Here is a 16,767-nt window from a genome sequence, read left to right as displayed (position 1 = left end):
TGTGGAACATTCACTATAATTATCACCGACCGAATTCAGCACGCGGAGGACGACCGCCCGCCGCTTACCGCCGGCACCGCGTCACCAACGTCCGTTCCTCCTACATCTAGGTGATCGGTCTGCCGCCGGTCACGCCCACTATTTCTCCGGTGGTGTAGCTTGATTCGCCCGATGCGAGGAACACGTATGCGGGCGCGAGTTCAGCCGGCTGTCCCGCCCTGCCGAGCGGCACGTTCTCTCCGAAGGTCGCGAATTTCTCCTTAGGCATCGTTGCCGGAATCAGAGGGGTCCAGATCGGGCCTGGGGCAACGGAATTCACTCGGATGCCCTTCTTTGCCACTTCTGCAGCCAGCCCTTTCGTGAAGTCGATGATGCCAGCTTTGGTGGTTGCGTAGTCGAGCAATTCAGGCGACGGGTCGGCTCCCTGAATTGAGGACGTGTTCACGATCGTCGATCCGGGCTCCATCACGGCGATGGCACTCTTGCAGAGCCAGAAGAGGGCGTAAAGGTTCGTCTTCATCACACGATCGAACTGCTCGGACGTGATATCGGCGATACCGCCCATCTGGACCATTTGAAACGCTGCATTGTTGACGAGAATGTCCAGACCGCCGAGTTCTTGCACCGCTGTCTGTACCAGAGCGGAACAATGCTCTTCGGAACGTATATCGCCGGGCATCGCGATCGCCTTTCGGCCGGCTTCCTCGATCCAGCGGACCGTCTCACGTGCGTCGGATTCTTCCTCGTCGAGGTAGCTCACAACCACATCGGCGCCTTCGCGAGCGAAGGCGATCGCTACTGCGCGTCCGATGCCCGAATCCGCGCCGGTGATGATTGCGCGCCTTCCTAGGAGACGCCCGCTACCCCGATAGGTGTGTTCTCCGTGGTCCGGGGTGGAGTTCATTTCGTTCGTGAGGCCAGGGTGTGGGATCTCCGGTTGCTGTTCACGTGACGGAGCGGGGTATTGCGTAATGGGATCCTGCATTGCGTATTGGTCGGGCATATTCATCCTCCACTTTCTGATCTCAGCTTGTGCAGTGTCTACGAGCTTGTGCAGTGCCGACGAGCGGGGCGAGACCGCGGGTTCTGAATCTGGACCGCCCGCCAGTGTGGGACAGCCGCGGTGCCTTATGTGTTGTCCATCAGCAATGGTGTGGGCGGGTTACCCATTTCGAGACGTTTGACTGTCCCGTTCGTAGCTGAATTTGCGTGCCAAATGCGATTGAGCAAGAGCACGAAAGATTGTATCCGTTTGACTGCAAGAAATCTGTATGTATGGGAGTAGATTCTAGGATGGCGGATGTTAAAATCGGATCATTGCCGAGGTGTACGAGGAGGTGGACCGTGGCGTTGGAGTCGCGCTCGCTGCGTGGTGTTTACGGGATCTCGGTGATGTCGGAGTTGACCGGTGTCGGCCCTCAGACGTTGCGTTTGTATGAGCGGCGGGGGTTGTTAACGCCTACTCGCACTGGCGGGGGGACGCGTCGGTACAGCGAGTCGGATCTGGAGACTTTGCGTCGTATTACCGGGTTGGTCGACGACGGGGTTAATTTGGTCGGTGTGCGGTTGATTCTTTCGCTCGAGGCGGAGAATTCGGTGCTGGCTGCTCGGATCGTTCAGTTGAGTGAATCTGCCGACGACCTAGCTTGATACGGTAAGTCCCTCAAGATCAGCTGAGTCCGATACTTCGGAGCTGATGTCCCCGAAGTCTGCATCCGCAACGAGCTTATTACCTTCGGCCGCAATAATTCCCATCGCTATGTCGAACGCGTCGATGAGCCATGGGTGTGTCGCTTCGGTGAGAAGCTCATCCGAAGCTCCGGCGATATCGGATCGGAAGAAGCGGACCACCCATGTTCCGCTGGAATCGGGTTCGTCCGACAATCCATGAGCAGTGTTGGTGGCAACGACGTAGCGGTTGCATTCGAGGTCGACGCGGATGGCATACGCACCGACAACGTTGACCACATTCGAGGGACGATGTGTGGCTGCTGCCAAGGCGATCAACGCGTCGTCGTAGATCTTTGAGTACTTTGCCCCTCAGGGGAACGGTCGCCTATCTGTGTGACGGGGCCTATGCAGCACTGCACTGCTCAGCAGAGTCAGTCCGTCGCCGCTGCTCGATGAAGAACTGAATCCGACTTTAGCTCAGATGCGCTTTGCCCTATTTCTGCGGGCATCGGCAGAACGCGAAAGAACTCGCCGAAAAGCATGTGCCGGTGCGCCCGTCGAAGCGCGGTCGATCGAAATCGTGTGAGGTAGGTGGTTACCGCGATCCCGCTCGTAGATACCGATGATCACGGCTGTGGACGGTGGAGACGCCGGTTTACGCGCACCGGTTCGGGGTATGGCAAGGGCAGTTGTTCGCGTCCGGCTCGCTCTGGTGCGCCGTTGGATGCTGCTATCAGCAGTCGTGTCTTGCCAGATTTCGGCACAGGGGTAGTCGCTTTGCGACCCCTAGTTCGTGCATTGCAAGGAGTGAAATCATGTTTCGTCGGAATGCGTCTCGTCGCGATGAGCGAGAGTCGACATCGGATAATGCAGTCCCGGCAACGGGAGATGTGCCGTCGGAACGCACCGCGCCGGCCTATGCGGCGGCGCCTGGTCGCATGTGGGTTCCCCGAAGCCGTGGAGCGGTCAGCGGGATTGCGCTGATTCTGCTCGGTTTCTGGGGTGCATTGATTCCATTTGTAGGTCCGTATTTTTCATTCTCGTTCGATCCGGATGAAGCCTGGATATGGACTTCCGCCAGAGGCTGGCTTGAGGTACTGCCTGGTGCTGTAACCGTTGTCGGCGGTGTTCTGCTTTTACTGATCGCCAATCGCGCTGTCGCTAGTCTCGGGGCATGGCTCGGCGTTTTCGGCGGAGCGTGGTTCATTGCGGGACCGATATTGGCGCCTGTGCTGAACATCGAAAACCCCGGTAACCCCACAGCGAGCAGACCCGCGATCGCGGCTTTGCAACAACTGGCTTTCTTCGAAGGACTCGGTGCAGTTATCTTGTTCTTCGGCGCGGCAGCGCTCGGACGCCTCTCGTTGCGAAGCCACCGAGATATACGGCGAGCACGGCGACCTGTCGAGACCGATACCCCGCCGCTGCGGGGGTCGACAACATCATCGTAAAGGTCCTGCAGCGACGTCGAGGGGCGTGCCGTTACTTTCTGGAACACCGCAAATACTTTGCAACTAGGGCGTTGCGTTTTGCATCGCAGTAACTCTCGCGTCTGATGCCGGCAGGGCGCTCCTGATCGATCGTGGCCGGAAACGCCCCACTAGTTGAGTCTGCGAGGTGGGGCGAAAGCAGACTTGCGACCACCTACTGCGTGACCTGTGGTGCCGAACACAAGCTCTCAGGTTGTTACAGGTGCGGTTTCAGTTGAATCTTGACTGCTCCTTCCTGCTTTTTCTGAAAGATCTCGTACGCGTGCGGTGCCTGTTCCAATGGCAGTTGGTGGGTTGCGAAGGTGTCGACTCCGAGGGGGTCGTCGTCCGTCAGGAGCGGAATGATGTCGTTGACCCACTTCTTGACGTTGGCTTGGCCCATTCGCAGTTGAATCTGCTTGTCGAACAAAGTCATCAGAGGAAGTGGGTCGATCTTTCCGCCGTACACGCCGATCACCGAGATCGTTCCGCCGCGTCGGACGATGTCAATTGCCGAATACAACGCGCCTAAACGGTCGAGACCGGCGGTGCGCATTGCCGGTGCGGCAATCGCGTCGGGAAGTAGTCCGATGAATTGCTGCGCGAGCTTCGCGATTGGCGACCCGTGAGCCTCCATGCCGACAGCGTCGATCACGGAATCCGTTCCGCGGCCGTCGGTGAGAGCGCGGACGGCGTCGCCGATCTTGTCGCCGTAGTCGTCGAGGTTGAGTGTTTCAACGCCGCGCTTTTCCAGGCGTGCGAGGCGTTCGGGTACCCGGTCGATGCCGATGACTCGAAACCCTTTGTGTTGAGCAATGCGAGCGGCCATATCTCCGATCGGTCCGAGGCCGAGGATCGTCACGGAACCACCCGGTGGCACTGCGGCGTACTCAACCGATTGCCAGGCCGTCGGCAGCACGTCGGAAAGGTACACGAAGCGTGAATCGTCAGGTCCTTCAGGTACTTTGATATGAGTGAACTGCGCTTGTGGGACCCGCAAGTACTCAGCTTGTCCGCCTGGTACCGAGCCGTAAAGTTCGGAGAATCCGAACAATGCCGCGCCGGTGCCTTGGTCACGGACCTGCGTCGTTTCGCACTGCGTGTACAAGCTGGAGTTGCACATGAAGCAGTTGCCGCATGAAATTTGGAAGGGGATGACGACACGGTCACCGACTTCGAGATCAGTGATGTCGGATCCGATCTCCTCGACAATCCCGATGGGCTCGTGACCGAGGATGTCCCCCGGGTTCATGAACGCGCCCAAGGTCTCGTACAGGTGTAGGTCGGATCCACAGATGTTTGTGGTGGTGACTTTGATGATGGCGTCGGTGGGTTCGACGATGGTGGGATCGGGAACTGTTTCGACGCTGATCTTCCGCTTACCTTGCCATGTAACTGCGCGCACGTTGATCGACCTCTTCTCGCTGGAATGTTGTCGCCGTTCGCCTGCCCTAAACGACTGAGATGCAAACACAATCGTCGGGACCGTGTATTTGGCCACGTATTCTCACGTCTTCAAAACTATGCGTCGGTAACCAATCCCCGATCAATGGGATGCGACAGAGGCAGGCACTCTGCCGGTCACCAAATTGATCTGGCTGCGTGATCGCCGTTTGCAGTGCCTACCTGAGGGTATGCCGGTAACGCTGGGCGTTGTGACGCTCGTGCAACAGGAGTTCGTCGTGATCATTCTTGGAATTGTTTTGCTGATCGTCGGGTTGGTGTTCGGAATACCGATCCTATGGACCATCGGGATCGTGGTAGGTACTGGTGATCGGACTGATTTTGATGTTGCTCGGGTCGACGGGTCACGCGGTAGGTGGCCGGCGACACTACTATTGACGCCGCTACGGCTCGGGCGACCTTGCGGCGCGAGTCGTTGGTATTGCGATGACTCGGACGCCGATGACTTGGACGACTCGGTGGTGGGTGGTGTCGCTGCATTTCGGACGAAACGCTAACGGCGAACACGCCTGTGTGCAGAGCGATCACGGTGCTAAAGCGGGCATGAATGCGTCGCACCGGGAGCGGGGGAGGAACATCTTTGCGCCGTTTGCGATCCTACTGGTCGAGGACGACGCTGCATCACTGTCTCCGATACCCGCCTCCGGGGAGGTGTGTCGCGAGGAGTTCACCATCGTCCGTATAGCGTTCGACTGTGATCCCTTGGCTGGCACCGAGGTTCGCTTGGATTGCGGAACTGATTGCTTCGTTGTCCGATTCGAATAATCATCGGTGGTGGAACCATCCGGCATGGTTATTCTGTAACGACCCATCTCACTACCTTTCACGCGCGGGGGAAAGGAAACAACCCCGCACAGGTCGTTTTCCCCTGTGGGCGATGCCGTGAGTAAGGCCGGACCTGCTGTTCATTGAGAAATCGACGCAATCGGCATCTGCCTGGCGGGCCATCCGTGCATGTTTGCCACGTCGAGCTTCGGGTAGTGCCTTGGTGTACGAATCGCAACATACGTGTCCGTACCGACACTGGAGGAATCACATGCCAGAGGACAAGAGCGGTACCAGCGAAGGCGTCAAGGGCGTCGTCGAAGGCGTCAAGGGCAAGGCGAAGGAAGCTGTTGGTGCGGTCACCGGCAACGACAGCTTGTCTCGGGAAGGACGAGCTCAGCAGGACAAGGCCGAGAGCCAGCGGGAAGTCGCCGAGAAAGAAGCAGCAGCCGAGAAAGCTCGCGCGGAAGCGGCCGCAGACGAAGCACGACAGCGGTCCGAGCAATAGTCGCTGCTCACTCGTCACCCTCGGCTCGGGCGTTCCGGAGCCGAGGGTGCTCGGTGGCTCGACCTGTCTTGTAATCAAGAGGAGTTGTTCCATGCCGTCACCCGGATTCCTACCAGGCGCGCGGTCCTCGCAAACTCCGGACCTGGACGGGCCTCTCACGCCGCGCTAGCCTGTGCCGCTCCTGAAGCTGACCAAAGATAGCCTGAAGTGCGTACTGTTGCGGGCGCCGACGGGAAGGTGAAGGGTAGCGGCTGCGGGTAGCGGGGTGAATATCTCACCACCGCAACGGAACACGTCTCTTCGAGACCGACCACTTGCTCAGCGCCGGGGGCGGACATCGCCAACGACTCTCGCCTGCAGGCACGTTTGTTCTCGTATCTCGATACGCAGATCACTCAGCTCGGCGGATCCAATTTCGATCAGATACTGATCAACCGTCCTCAGGTCCCGTCAACGACATGTTTCGCGATGGCTTCCACCAGGACGGAGTGCAGACCGGCGTGGCTTCGTACCCTTCGAACGCGCTCGACGGCGGTTGCTTGCTCCTCGCTTCGGCTGACTGCGCAGTATGTATCGAGGTGCCCGAAGTAGTTCTGGGGCGCAAGGTCCGTCAAGCTCCGGCGACATTCGACGACCACTTCTCCCAGGCGTGTCTGTTCTACCGAAGCCTCTCTCCGATCGAGCAGGTGCACGTAGCCGAGGCGTACACCTTCGAGCTGGGAAATGCTTCGTGAAGAATCGCGGCGCCGACGCTGACTGCACGACATCAAGACTTCGAAATCTTGGGATCTTGGCGAACATCGACCCAATTTTTCCTGTGACGGTCGCGAGCAGACCGGGAGTGTCGGCTCCTGAACCTTCAGAGTCACTGGAGGAGCCGGCACTCTCGCAAGTTGGGGCGGGCTGGCCCGTCGGGCGCTGAATCATCGCGCTGTTGGTCGACGAGAACTCCGATCTCGCAATCGTTGCTACTGTGCGCGAGCAGATTGTCGACACCGATAGGGTGCGGCTTGTTCTCCGACCGCACGGAGGGACGATCGGAGAGGGGAGAACGCGATGAGCGTGCAGAGGACGTACCTCACACCGCATTCGATCGAGTTCGACGCAATCCGCGTCGTACGAGGAGTGGACCTTCGAGGAATTGAAGAAGCGTGCGAAGGAACTGGATGTTCAGGGCTATTTGAAACTGAAGACGAGCAAACTGATCGACACGCTTCGGAACCGCTGAGTCAGGATTTGGTCAGATATTGATCGTCGGCTGAACCTGTTGGGCGAGAACTTTTCTCATGTTATGCATTTGTGGGAAAACTTGTCATGTGGTGCTTTAGTGGGTGCCGGTGTGCCGTTGACTTCCACTTTTCTGCCGCGTTCACTGGGAAATGAGGACTCGCAAACTCCTCGCTAGGGAAGTCCCAGCCTGTGTTCAGGGTGGCGAACTGCATGATGACGAAGGGGATAGCCATGAGCAATGTATCCGGCGATCATGCGTCCGAAGAACCTCAGTCCGCTCGGGGAGTCCCAGGCTCTCGCGGTACGGGTTCGAACGAGCCTGGAGGCGGCCCGGTTGATCGTCCTTCTGGATCATTCGACGACGACGAGACGATCTCGGGGGCAAGCGGAGGCAAAAACGCTCCTGCTGAACCAACCGCGGCTGATCCGGTTGTACCGCCTTACGAGGGGCGCAAGGAATCCGCGAATGCGTCCGCCTTCCAGGAGGCCGAGAACTCCGACGGGCCGAACAAGGGAGGAGCTGGTGAACCCGTGATCGATCCCGAGTACAAGGCGACGCCTGCGGACGAAACCCCTGGCGGACGTACTGCATCACCCGCTGACGAGCAAACAGCCACCGAGTCGGCTGGATCGGAATCCAGCGACAGCGGTGTTGGTCCTGCCCATCAAGCGGGAGTCGGGAGGGGTGAGGACAAGCAGACATGAGTATCTGATCATCAACACGTTCAGCTGTGGATCGCTGCAGGGGCCGCTCGGTCACGGATCGGGGTCGGAGGTTTTGCCGCTGAGCGTTTGCCTCAGTGATGCCTGTACGCGCCCACGTCGCACAGAGCATCGAGGCCCGAAGTGACTTTCGATGCGTAATGAACCGCGACCCGCACTGCCGACCGATCAGGACCTCGGTGAGCTTACGCAGGCAGTTGAACGCAGTGGTCACTGAACGTGGTCTGACAGTTGCGATGGCAGAATCACTGACTGCCGGCAGCATGCGCAGCGCACCTTGGAAAGGCGCCGGATGCAGGCTCGTGGTTTTTTTTGGGGGGGGGGGGAGTAGTTGCCTACAGTCGGGCAGTCAAGCGCTCGCTGCTTCATGTTCGTGACGGACCCGTTGTCTGCGAGGAGTCCGTGCGGGTCATGGCCCGCAGCGCAGCCACGCTGATGGACGCGACACTGGCGATTTCTGTCTCCGGCGAAGGTGAACCCGAAACTATCGTCAGTGCCTCGGTCGAGCACGCGATCGGTGTTCTTCTACTACATGCAACAGCCATCACCACACATGAGCTGAACCCCGCCGACCGCCGCAAGTTGATAGGCGTCGCGATCGGTTGATCAGACGACCCAACGCGATTTTTCAGCGCGCCCATCGCACTGTGCCGGTCAGAATCGCGCAACGCGCGCCGCAATGACTAGTTCTGTTCGGTTCTTCGCGCGGCAAAAAATAGCTGCAGAAAAATGATTGTGCGGTAGAGCTTGGGTCCCGCGGCATGGAAGGATCCATGATCCCGGGGTCGTTCGACTTCTGTTCGACCGAGTAACCGTCAACGTGGCCACGCCGCACGCGCGTGAGCAACCCTTTTGAAACTTGATGTTCTGCAAAGGTTTTACCGTGCACTAGTCCGATTCCGGCGGATACGGCCGGTCGCGTAGGGCCCGAGCGAGGTGTGCTGCGTTGCGTGCGAGTGTGGCGTTCGTGGAAGCAACAGCGTCGGGGACACTGTCGAGGTCGTTGTAGTCCCCGGGTGTCATCGCTTCGCCGTTCCAGTAGGTGCATCCCTGAGCGGGGATGCTGAAACCACAGTCGTCGAGTGCCTGAAACAGCGAAGCAACGATGGCGTGAGCACCGTCTTCGTTGCCGACAACAGCTGCCACAGCCACTTTGTCGAACATGGAGGGTCGCCCATGTTCGTCGGTTTCCGAGAGTTCCGCGTCGAGGCGTTCGAGCGCTCGCTTGGCCACGCTGGACATCTGGCCGAGCCATGTCGGGGTCGAGATCAGCAGAATGTCGGCAGCGTGAATCTTTGCTCGTATCTGCGGCCACTGATCGCCTTCGCCCATATCGGCTTCGACGCCGGGCCTGACATCGATGTCGACCAGGCGAATCGATTCACCGCTCACGTCATGCTTACGGAGTTCGGCAAGCACCTGATCGGCGATGAGTTCACTGCTCGATGCTGCCGGCGACGGTTTGAGTGAACAGGTCAGTGCGAGGGCGGTTAAAGTAGCCATATCCGCTGCTTACCCATCGGCCGCTCTCTCGACACGTCAGCGGTGCCGCTGCGGAGGGTGCGGTGCTGCTCTCGTCCTTGAGTCGGCGCAAGAACTAGATGACACTTACGCCCTTGAGGCAACTCTCGTATTCGTACCAACGGAAACAGCTGCACCTCTTCAGCTTTGAGCGATTCGTCTGTCGGAGAGAGGCCGCGTCTACGCTGCGAATACGTGGACGTCGCCTACTGACAGAGTCGTACCCTGCTGTGTTGGTGAGTATTACGGTATATCTGATTCGATTCCGGAGGTGCTGTTTCTTCGGATCGTGTCTCGGCCCGCGGAACTCAGCTCGGGACGTGCCGGATCGGCGCTGTCGAATCGGCTGATGTGCTTGTCTTCTCGACGAAACGGACGTTACGTCGTCGCAGCTTGCCCGGAAAATACTTCGACCAGGCGGGCGCAAAAAGCTGGGAGATCGTCTGGTTTGCGGCTCGAAATTAGGGTGCTGGGCTCACGGGTACACACGACAACTTCCTCGTCGACCCAGGTTCCACGTGCGTTCACGATATCGGTGCGTACGCTCGGCCAAGACGTCAAAGTTCGACCCGAGAGCACCCCGGCCTCCACCAAGGTCCATGGGCCGTGACAGATAACAGCCACCGGCTTTCCCACCTTGAAGAAACCGCGCACGAAATCTACAGCGGTGGACTGCGTTCGGAGATAGTCCGGGTTGGCCACCCCACCTGGTAGAACCAAGGCGTCGAAGTCTTCGACCTTTGCCTTCTCCGTGACCTGATCCACGTTGAAAGTGTCGGCGTGATCGAGGTGATTGAATGCCTGGATCTTGCCTGCGGCGGTCGAGACCAAGATTGGACGTGCACCGGCACTGGCCACGGCTTTCCACGGGTCGGTGAGTTCGACCTGCTCGACACCTTCCGGTGCGACGAGAAATGCGATTGTCTTACCTTGAAGTTCGGTTCCCACGGTCGTTCCTTTCTTCGCGAGCAGGCAAGGTGACTCGGTGCCTGCTTTTCTGGCGGGACGATCGGTGTCAACCATTGACGTGGTCGGTCACCTTGGATGAGGCGAGACATCGGGGTGACACCTCCATGCCGCCTCTGCCGGGCATTCCATCATTCCTGAGCGTTTTATTCGCGAGCGTTGATCGTGAGAAGTAACCGGAATGCGGCCGTCGTACCGAGAGTCGCAGCGATGCCCACCATGACGTCGGCGAGCAGAATGCCCACCGTGACGCCCAACAGTACGGTGACCACGATCACCAAGGCGATATCAACGAAAGACCGGCGAATGGACGGGACGGCAATCATAGTCATCGTGCCCCCAGGGGTGTAGTCGTTCCGGTTGGGATGTGCGTCTCGCTACACAGAATCTATACCACTGGACTCAGATAATCAGCCATGTCGGCACTGTATGTCTGAACAATGCGGGGGTGGAAACGACCGTGATATGGCTTTGCTGCCCTCGAGACTGCCGAAGCGCCGATATCTTCGAAACTGGATAACTTTCGTCACGAGTGATGGATCCGGACGCAGCCCCCCCCGCAAGCCGATATACCTCCGCTGGCACTTCGTGACCATGGTCGCTGGGTGTCACGGTTTTTCCGCGCCACTGCGCGTGAGGATGAGACCGGTGCCGACGATTCCGATGAGCGACACCGCGATGGCGATGCTCGGCCATCCACCCGTCTACCAGTAGACGTCTTCGAGGGTGAACAACAATGCAGCCTCGTCAACAATGAGCCCAATTGCCACGCCCAACGCGATTCCCATCCATGTCGTGCGCGAGGACTGTGGTCGACAAGCCCGAACACAGCCACCCGGCAATAACAGAATTCCCCACAGGTGGGAAGCGTTGCGCTGCTTGAAGAGGCGGCTAGCTGCACTCCTGACTCCGTCAAAACCGCCGCTCACCGCGTCTCGACGAAGCCCCGCTCCGGTAAATCTACGACCTGACTTCTTCGCCGTCGGACTTCTAGGCCGCAGACAGGCAATATCGCGAGCACGCCACATTTGTTCACCACCGATACGAGATTTCGGATGCGATGATCTCGCGCATCGATGGGCCTTGAGGTTCCTGGTGTATTTCGCCGGCGGCTGGGTAGCCGGAGAAGAGCCGACCTATATCGCCGCCATTGGAAAGGGGCCGACGGAACGTGCCAGCAGACGAGGCCACCACACGAACCAACCAACTTCAATTCCAGAACCCAGTCACTCGCTACCCGTCCATCGAACCTCCTCCTCAGCATCAGGACGAACCTGGACTTGCCAGCGAGATGGCCCCTCAAGCCGATATCGGCGAGTTTTCCTACACGGGAACGGGCCGCCTCACAGGACGGAAAGCACTCGTGACGGGTGGCGATTCCGGTATCGGAGCCGCCGTCGCCATCGCGTTTGCACGGGAGGGCGCCGACGTCGCTATCACTTATCTGTCAGAAGAAGAACAAGATGCGCGCGAGGTGGTTCGTATCCTCGTCGAGACGGGCAGAAACGCGGTAGCACTACCTGGTGATCTAACCGATGCCGCCTTCTGTCGAGAAGTCGTCGATCATGCTGCGGAACAGCTCGGTGGTCTGGATATTCTTGTGAACAATGCTGGCAAACAAGTTGCCGTGGATAGCCTCGAGAATTTGACGGACTTACAAATCGAGCAAACTTATCAGACGAATATCCTGGCCATGTTCCGCACGTCGCGAGCCGCACTCACCCATCTGCCTCCGGGATCGACGATTATCAACACCACATCAGTGGAGGCGTACCAACCATCGCCGCTACTTGTCGATTACGCGTCCACGAAAGCTGCGATCAACAACTTCACCAAAGGCCTCAGCCACCAGCTCGCTGACAAGGGAATTCGCGTCAATGCAGTTGCCCCGGGGCCGATTTGGACCCCGCTCCAACCCAGCAGCGGGCAGCCACCAGAGGCACTGCCAGAATTCGGACGCAGTACCCCTATAGGGCGCGCGGGCCAACCAACCGAACTGGCCCCGGCATACGTCTTCCTCGCATCGCCGGAATCCAGTTACGTAATCGGCGCAACGATTCACGTAAACGGCGGCATGCCAAGCCCTTGAGATGCTGCGCCAAACACGCAGTTAGAGAACATAAGCCGAAATCGCCAGGAGTGAGAATGGCAAATGTCGCCGACGGAATTGTCGCCCGACTCGTAGCGTGGGACGTGCGGCGAGTCTTCGGGTATGCAGGTGATGGGATCAACACCCTCCTCGCCGCGGTGGGGCGCGCTGACGACCGCATAGAGCTCGTCACGGCACGCCATGAGGAAATGGCGGCGTTCATGGCCACCGGCCATGCGAAGTACACCGGCGAAGTAGGGGTATGTCTCGCGACCCAAGGGCCAGGAGCGGTCCACATTCTCAACGGCTTGTACGACGCAAAACTCGACCGCAAACCCGTGGTGGCAATCGTTGGACAAGTGATGACCACGGCCCGCGGAAGCAGCTATCAACAGGAGATTGATTTACCCACCCTGTTCAAGGACGTGTGCGCCCAATACGCGCAAACACTGACTACACCAGAGCAGCTGGACGCGGTGTTGGACAACGCCTTCCGCACTGCGATTGCTACTTCAAGCCCGACTTGCGTTATCGTCCCTCACGACGTGCAACAGGTGGACCTGACGGATGAACCGCCTGGCCACGGAATAATCCCGAGTTCCTCCGCGATTGCAGTCCCTCGTGTCTTGCCCCGGGAGGCGGAGCTCGATCGCGCCGCTGAACTGCTTAACAGCGGTAAACGGATCGCCCTACTGATCGGTCAAGGCGCCGTCGGAGCTCAGGCGGAAATCGCTGAGGTCGTCGAAATTCTCGGCGCAGGCGTCACAACGTCCTTACTGGGGAAACCGGTCGTCGACGAATCTTCACCCTGGTCGTGCGGAGTCATGGGGCATCTTGGGACCACTGCGTCAGCAGACCTCATGCGCGAGTGCGACACATTGCTCATCGTCGGTAGTAACGACCCGTGGACCGAGTTCTACCCTGCTCCCGGGCAGGCACGGGCTATCCAGATCGATATCGAAACTCGAAATCTTGGTTCCAAATATCCTGTCGAAGTGCCGATCGCGGGCGATACAGCAGAAACGCTGCGTATGTTGTTGCCTCGGCTTCGACGGCACGACTCACCGTGGCGTCGAGACGTGGAATCGATGATCGGGGCTTGGAACGACATCTCAGTCGAGCGTCTAGCATCGCGCACGATGCCGTTAGATCCTCAAGTTGTCGTGGGGACGCTCTCGGCGCACATCCCCAGTAATGCTCAAGTCGCTGTGGATGTGGGTTCGGTGGTGTACTGGTACGCCCGGTACTTGCAGTTACCTCGGGGTGTTCCCGCACACCTGTCGAGCACCCTGGCATCGATGGGTTCGGCAATGCCCTACGGGTTGGCAGCCAAGTTCGCTCATCCGAACCGGCCTGTTATCGCCCTCGCCGGGGACGGCGCTATGCAGATGAACGGGAACTCTGAGTTGATCACCCTGGCCCATCACTGGCGGAACTGGGAAGATCCACGGTTTGTCGTGCTTGTACTGAACAACGGAGATCTCGCTGAAGTCTCCTGGGAGCAAAGGGAAATGGAAGGCGACCTTCGTTTTCCTCCATCCCAGGACGTACCACTGTTTCCTTTTGCCGAATATGCGCGACTTCTCGGTCTCGGCGGTATCCGACTTGAACACCCCCAAGACATCGACGACGCATGGAGTAAGGCCCTCGCGGCAGATACTCCGGTCGTGATCGAGGCAGTGGTGGATCGCAACATTCCGCTACTTCCGCCGCGCGCTTCACATGAGAAGTGGAGCACGATGCGCGATGCAGTCGCTCGAGAAGGGGCTGGGGACGCTGTTCGAAAACTGAAAAATCAACGCAAACAAGAAGACAGACATCCTCGCTGACAACTTCGTCCACAGTCGGCGTGAAAGGCTGCCTGAGATCGCGGCGGCGGATTCGGAGGCACCACAGGGACAAACGCGTGACCGACGGCGCTTCGTAGCTCCTGCGTACTCCACCAATTCGGAATTCCTTGACTTGGCCTCGGCCCATGTCATGATTGGAAAGTTCATCGAAAGACGGCCTCCCTGATGTAGTTCGTCCGACTGCCTAGTTGAACAGAACTTGAAGCGCGACTTTTCATGTCCACCTCTTTGTGCACTCAAAAACATGTTGGCGCAGTACGTCTCGCTCACCTCACCGAACCCCGATCGTCAGATATCACAACAGGAACCATGCAGTCAGCGATGTAGCGAAATTCGATGTCCTCAACCACATGCAGAAAAAGTGCGAGACGGATTCGTGCAACCGGATCCATACGATGCGCCTGAATTGCACAGCAGATTTTTCCGGAGACCTTGGAATTCCGGCATGACCTCCTCACATATTTCGCTCAGTAGACATAGGACGGCAGCCTGGGCAGCAACCTGATCGAGGTGCGTTTCGAGACGGGTACTGAAAGGCCGCTATCTGCCCAACCATACCCACCGAACAACGCGCCAGAACCCAGGTGGCCGCGAACGAGCAGATCGGGCTGAGAGAAGTCAGTTACATAACTCCCTAAGCAGAGCAATTCCCGTCAAAGACATTCTTGCTCTACCTCATTCGCGACAATCTGATAGTGCCTTCCCGAAAATAGGGGACGAATCTGAGGCACTCGATCGATTGTCCGCGCACCCGGGCCGATCACCGGCTAGCTATCGCGGTTTCAGCAACGATCAAGTTCGCACGGACTTCACGCGTCTGCTGAATCAGTCCTGCGACGAGCATTCTGCGCAAGAAAACGGTCAGAGTTCGCCTAAGCGGCGTCCAGCAGACAGAAGAGACTTTCAGGCCATATTTATGTTTACGGGCATCGCAGAGCGGGAAGGTGTTCGGAATGGCTACATACAGAGTGATCGATCCCGCCGGTAAAGTGACCGACACCCGTAACATCGAGAGCGCCGATGATGCCCACGCGTGGTTTGTCGATGCGCGGGCAGACAATGCAGAATTGGGCTGGCGGTTGGAAGTTCGTCACGAAGACGGCGGTTGGCACTTTTTCGATGATACTGAAGGGGTCGCCGACTAATAAGTGTGCGCCCGTGGGATGTTCGCACGGCGGAGCGAAAGCGCGCCGAACTTCAGCGCAACGAAATTTGCGCCTAGGTATATTCGTACGCGGGGCAGGTTGTCAGGTCAGCGTGCGATAGCTGCTGCGTGTGTCATATCTGGGTCGCGGAAATTGACGAGAACTCCGCTGAACATTCCAGTCTTTAAGTGGGCCGATACAACGTCGGCTTGAGAGGGCAAATGACCGAGGAAGCAACTCTGATGTGCCGGCGAGGACAGGGTAGGATGCGAGTCAGTACGTGGCACAGCCGTTTAGGGGCTTGGGGATCGCTCATCCGTGTAAATTGAGGCACCTCTGGCCGAAAAGATGGCGCCGAGTTTGCTCCGTGTGCGGACCACATCGACTCCCTGCGAGCAGTACATGAGCTGTCGCCTGTACTCAGTTCGATTGGACCACTGCACTTTGGGACATGAGATGTCGGCTCGGCGCATTTCAGCGTATTTGAGACGGCGTGTCGGTCGAATCGGCACGCTTCGTCGGCTTCCCAGCATCCAACAACACGGTGCATGATCGTCCCAGCGTTAACCTTTGCCTCGTCTCTTTGAGGTCCCGGATGAATTACGGTCGGCTTGGACGCACAGGCTTAATAGATCACCGCTCGCGCGGTACGACGAGCGGAACGGGTCGACGATTCCGATAAAATCCGCACGACATGCGTTGGAGAGCGCGGTTATTCGGCTCACAAAGTCAGCATAGCTGAGATTAACAGCGAGCTTTGTTGGGTAAAGCGATTAATGCGGCCCGTGAAACGTGAGCAAATAGCCCAGTCGGTCCACCGTCGACACCGTGCACACGTTTCACGGGCTGTGACCAAAGTCTGCGCTGCAGAAAGGACCCGTACACGTTCGGACGTCCAGCTCCAGACAGAAACCAGAGAGCCCGGATGTCTCGTGCCGAACGGAGAAAGACCTGTTCTCCTTCAATGGGGTCGCTCCGATGTGCTGGGACAAGCTTGCAGTCAGTGGCGAACACCGTAACAGGTCACCGCCACAATGTTTTTAGGCCGAGCGCCGGGACGAATGTGGTGGCGCTTAACGCGGGGCCTGCGGCGGACAATGGCCCACTCTTGATGGTGAAGGATGTTGCCACATCAGAGGTCTGAGGGCAGCGGTCGTCGCCCGTCTGAGCTTACGTAAGGCCTCGAATGTGTTCCCTCTCTTCATATATCGAAGCAAGCAGCGGTCCGCCAAAAGTCCAGAATGTCCCCTGATCGAGAGTAGTTTTATGCGTCCGTGTTTGGCGCTAGTTGTTGTGGGTATGGACGTTGCTGACGCGGGACTGAAGTAGACGGGCTGGTCCTTCGCGGCAGGATGGAAGTGGCGAA

The 16,767-nt window shown here is 58.4% G+C and carries 15 protein-coding genes and 3 pseudogenes; 11 read left to right on the top strand and 7 right to left on the bottom strand.

Going from position 1 to position 16,767, the window contains the following annotated elements; genetic code table 11:
• Positions 1-106: 106 nt before the first annotated feature.
• Entirely contained in the window at positions 107-1,003 is an 897-nt protein-coding gene (locus tag V2B23_RS29740) for a glucose 1-dehydrogenase (protein ID WP_430953538.1), read from the bottom strand.
• Positions 1,004-1,350: 347 nt separating this feature from the next.
• Between V2B23_RS29740 and V2B23_RS29735 the strand changes: the two genes are divergently transcribed.
• Positions 1,351-1,650, top strand: coding sequence for a MerR family transcriptional regulator (locus V2B23_RS29735; protein ID WP_258957216.1), 300 nt, complete (start codon positions 1,351-1,353; stop codon positions 1,648-1,650).
• Here the strand turns inward: V2B23_RS29735 and V2B23_RS29730 are convergent.
• Positions 1,642-2,007, bottom strand: coding sequence for a hypothetical protein (locus V2B23_RS29730; RefSeq protein ID WP_430953537.1), 366 nt, complete (start codon positions 2,005-2,007; stop codon positions 1,642-1,644). The two genes, V2B23_RS29735 and V2B23_RS29730, sit on opposite strands and share 9 nt — an antisense overlap.
• A 479-nt stretch (positions 2,008-2,486) precedes the next feature.
• Between V2B23_RS29730 and V2B23_RS29725 the strand changes: the two genes are divergently transcribed.
• Positions 2,487-3,122, top strand: coding sequence for a hypothetical protein (locus V2B23_RS29725; RefSeq protein WP_430953536.1), 636 nt, complete (start codon positions 2,487-2,489; stop codon positions 3,120-3,122).
• Positions 3,123-3,357: 235 nt separating this feature from the next.
• On the opposite strand, the gene V2B23_RS29720 is transcribed toward V2B23_RS29725, so the two are convergent.
• Positions 3,358-4,545 carry a zinc-dependent alcohol dehydrogenase gene (locus tag V2B23_RS29720; protein ID WP_430953535.1) on the bottom strand — a complete coding sequence of 396 codons (1,188 nt, stop codon included), beginning with the start codon at positions 4,543-4,545 and terminating at the stop codon, positions 3,358-3,360.
• 277 nt (positions 4,546-4,822) lie between these two features.
• Here V2B23_RS29720 and V2B23_RS29715 point away from each other — a divergent pair.
• The 6 genes and pseudogenes from V2B23_RS29715 (at position 4,823) to V2B23_RS29690 (ending at position 8,436) form a co-directional block, all read left to right on the top strand.
• Positions 4,823-4,982, top strand: a pseudogene (locus tag V2B23_RS29715) (DUF6131 family protein).
• A gap of 658 nt (positions 4,983-5,640) precedes the next feature.
• Positions 5,641-5,877 carry a microaggregate-binding protein 1 gene (mbp1, locus tag V2B23_RS29710; protein WP_233365733.1) on the top strand — a complete coding sequence of 79 codons (237 nt, stop codon included), beginning with the start codon at positions 5,641-5,643 and terminating at the stop codon, positions 5,875-5,877.
• Between the two features lie 297 nt (positions 5,878-6,174).
• Positions 6,175-6,468: pseudogene (locus V2B23_RS29705) on the top strand (catalase); the annotation flags it as partial.
• The gene (locus V2B23_RS29700; RefSeq protein ID WP_430953534.1) at positions 6,378-6,611 is read left to right on the top strand and encodes a catalase-related domain-containing protein; all 234 of its coding nucleotides are present in this window, start codon (positions 6,378-6,380) and stop codon (positions 6,609-6,611) included. The pseudogene V2B23_RS29705 and the gene V2B23_RS29700, both read left to right, overlap by 91 nt.
• 727 nt (positions 6,612-7,338) lie before the next feature.
• Complete coding sequence (locus V2B23_RS29695) at positions 7,339-7,812, top strand: hypothetical protein (RefSeq protein WP_430953533.1); 474 nt, start codon at positions 7,339-7,341, stop codon at positions 7,810-7,812.
• A gap of 330 nt (positions 7,813-8,142) precedes the next feature.
• Positions 8,143-8,436: a CinA family protein gene (locus V2B23_RS29690; protein ID WP_430953532.1), complete on the top strand. Its 294-nt coding sequence runs from the start codon at positions 8,143-8,145 to the stop codon at positions 8,434-8,436.
• A 282-nt stretch (positions 8,437-8,718) separates the two neighbouring features.
• Here the strand turns inward: V2B23_RS29690 and V2B23_RS29685 are convergent, their stop codons facing one another.
• The 4 genes and pseudogenes from V2B23_RS29685 to V2B23_RS29670 all read right to left on the bottom strand — a co-directional run.
• Positions 8,719-9,333 (bottom strand): flavodoxin family protein, encoded by a 615-nt coding sequence (locus V2B23_RS29685; protein WP_430953531.1) that lies wholly within the window; start codon positions 9,331-9,333, stop codon positions 8,719-8,721.
• A 396-nt stretch (positions 9,334-9,729) separates the two neighbouring features.
• A complete protein-coding gene (locus V2B23_RS29680) occupies positions 9,730-10,299 on the bottom strand; it encodes a type 1 glutamine amidotransferase domain-containing protein (RefSeq protein WP_430953530.1) in 570 nt (189 codons plus the stop codon).
• 164 nt (positions 10,300-10,463) lie between these two features.
• Complete coding sequence (locus tag V2B23_RS29675; protein WP_430953529.1) at positions 10,464-10,649, bottom strand: hypothetical protein; 186 nt, start codon at positions 10,647-10,649, stop codon at positions 10,464-10,466.
• Between the two features lie 276 nt (positions 10,650-10,925).
• Positions 10,926-11,180, bottom strand: a pseudogene (locus V2B23_RS29670) (hypothetical protein); the annotation flags it as partial.
• Between the two features lie 428 nt (positions 11,181-11,608).
• On the opposite strand from V2B23_RS29670, the gene V2B23_RS29665 reads away from it, so the two are divergent.
• The 3 genes from V2B23_RS29665 (at position 11,609) to V2B23_RS29655 (ending at position 15,401) form a co-directional block, all read left to right on the top strand.
• Positions 11,609-12,406 carry an SDR family oxidoreductase gene (locus V2B23_RS29665; RefSeq protein ID WP_430953528.1) on the top strand — a complete coding sequence of 266 codons (798 nt, stop codon included), beginning with the start codon at positions 11,609-11,611 and terminating at the stop codon, positions 12,404-12,406.
• 56 nt (positions 12,407-12,462) lie between these two features.
• Complete coding sequence (locus V2B23_RS29660; protein ID WP_430953527.1) at positions 12,463-14,235, top strand: thiamine pyrophosphate-requiring protein; 1,773 nt, start codon at positions 12,463-12,465, stop codon at positions 14,233-14,235.
• 974 nt (positions 14,236-15,209) lie between these two features.
• Positions 15,210-15,401 (top strand): hypothetical protein, encoded by a 192-nt coding sequence (locus V2B23_RS29655; protein WP_430953526.1) that lies wholly within the window; start codon positions 15,210-15,212, stop codon positions 15,399-15,401.
• Positions 15,402-16,767: the final 1,366 nt, after the last annotated feature.

The sequence above is a fragment of the Rhodococcus sp. 24CO genome, from assembly GCF_050586165.1.
Classification (GTDB): Bacteria; Actinomycetota; Actinomycetes; order Mycobacteriales; family Mycobacteriaceae; genus Rhodococcus_F.
The sequence above is the reverse complement of the archived record's forward strand: the minus strand, read 5'-3'. Positions and strand labels throughout refer to the sequence as shown.

Coding starts and splice junctions, on each gene's coding strand:
- V2B23_RS29725 (WP_430953536.1), top strand. CDS start 2,487: ATGTTTCGTCGGAATGCGTCTCGTCGCGATGAGCGAGAGTCGACATCG.
- V2B23_RS29695 (WP_430953533.1), top strand. CDS start 7,339: ATGAGCAATGTATCCGGCGATCATGCGTCCGAAGAACCTCAGTCCGCT.
- V2B23_RS29685 (WP_430953531.1), bottom strand. CDS start 9,333: ATGGCTACTTTAACCGCCCTCGCACTGACCTGTTCACTCAAACCGTCG.
- mbp1 (WP_233365733.1), top strand. CDS start 5,641: ATGCCAGAGGACAAGAGCGGTACCAGCGAAGGCGTCAAGGGCGTCGTC.
- V2B23_RS29660 (WP_430953527.1), top strand. CDS start 12,463: ATGGCAAATGTCGCCGACGGAATTGTCGCCCGACTCGTAGCGTGGGAC.
- V2B23_RS29655 (WP_430953526.1), top strand. CDS start 15,210: ATGGCTACATACAGAGTGATCGATCCCGCCGGTAAAGTGACCGACACC.
- V2B23_RS29675 (WP_430953529.1), bottom strand. CDS start 10,649: ATGACTATGATTGCCGTCCCGTCCATTCGCCGGTCTTTCGTTGATATC.
- V2B23_RS29740 (WP_430953538.1), bottom strand. CDS start 1,003: ATGCCCGACCAATACGCAATGCAGGATCCCATTACGCAATACCCCGCT.
- V2B23_RS29665 (WP_430953528.1), top strand. CDS start 11,609: ATGGCCCCTCAAGCCGATATCGGCGAGTTTTCCTACACGGGAACGGGC.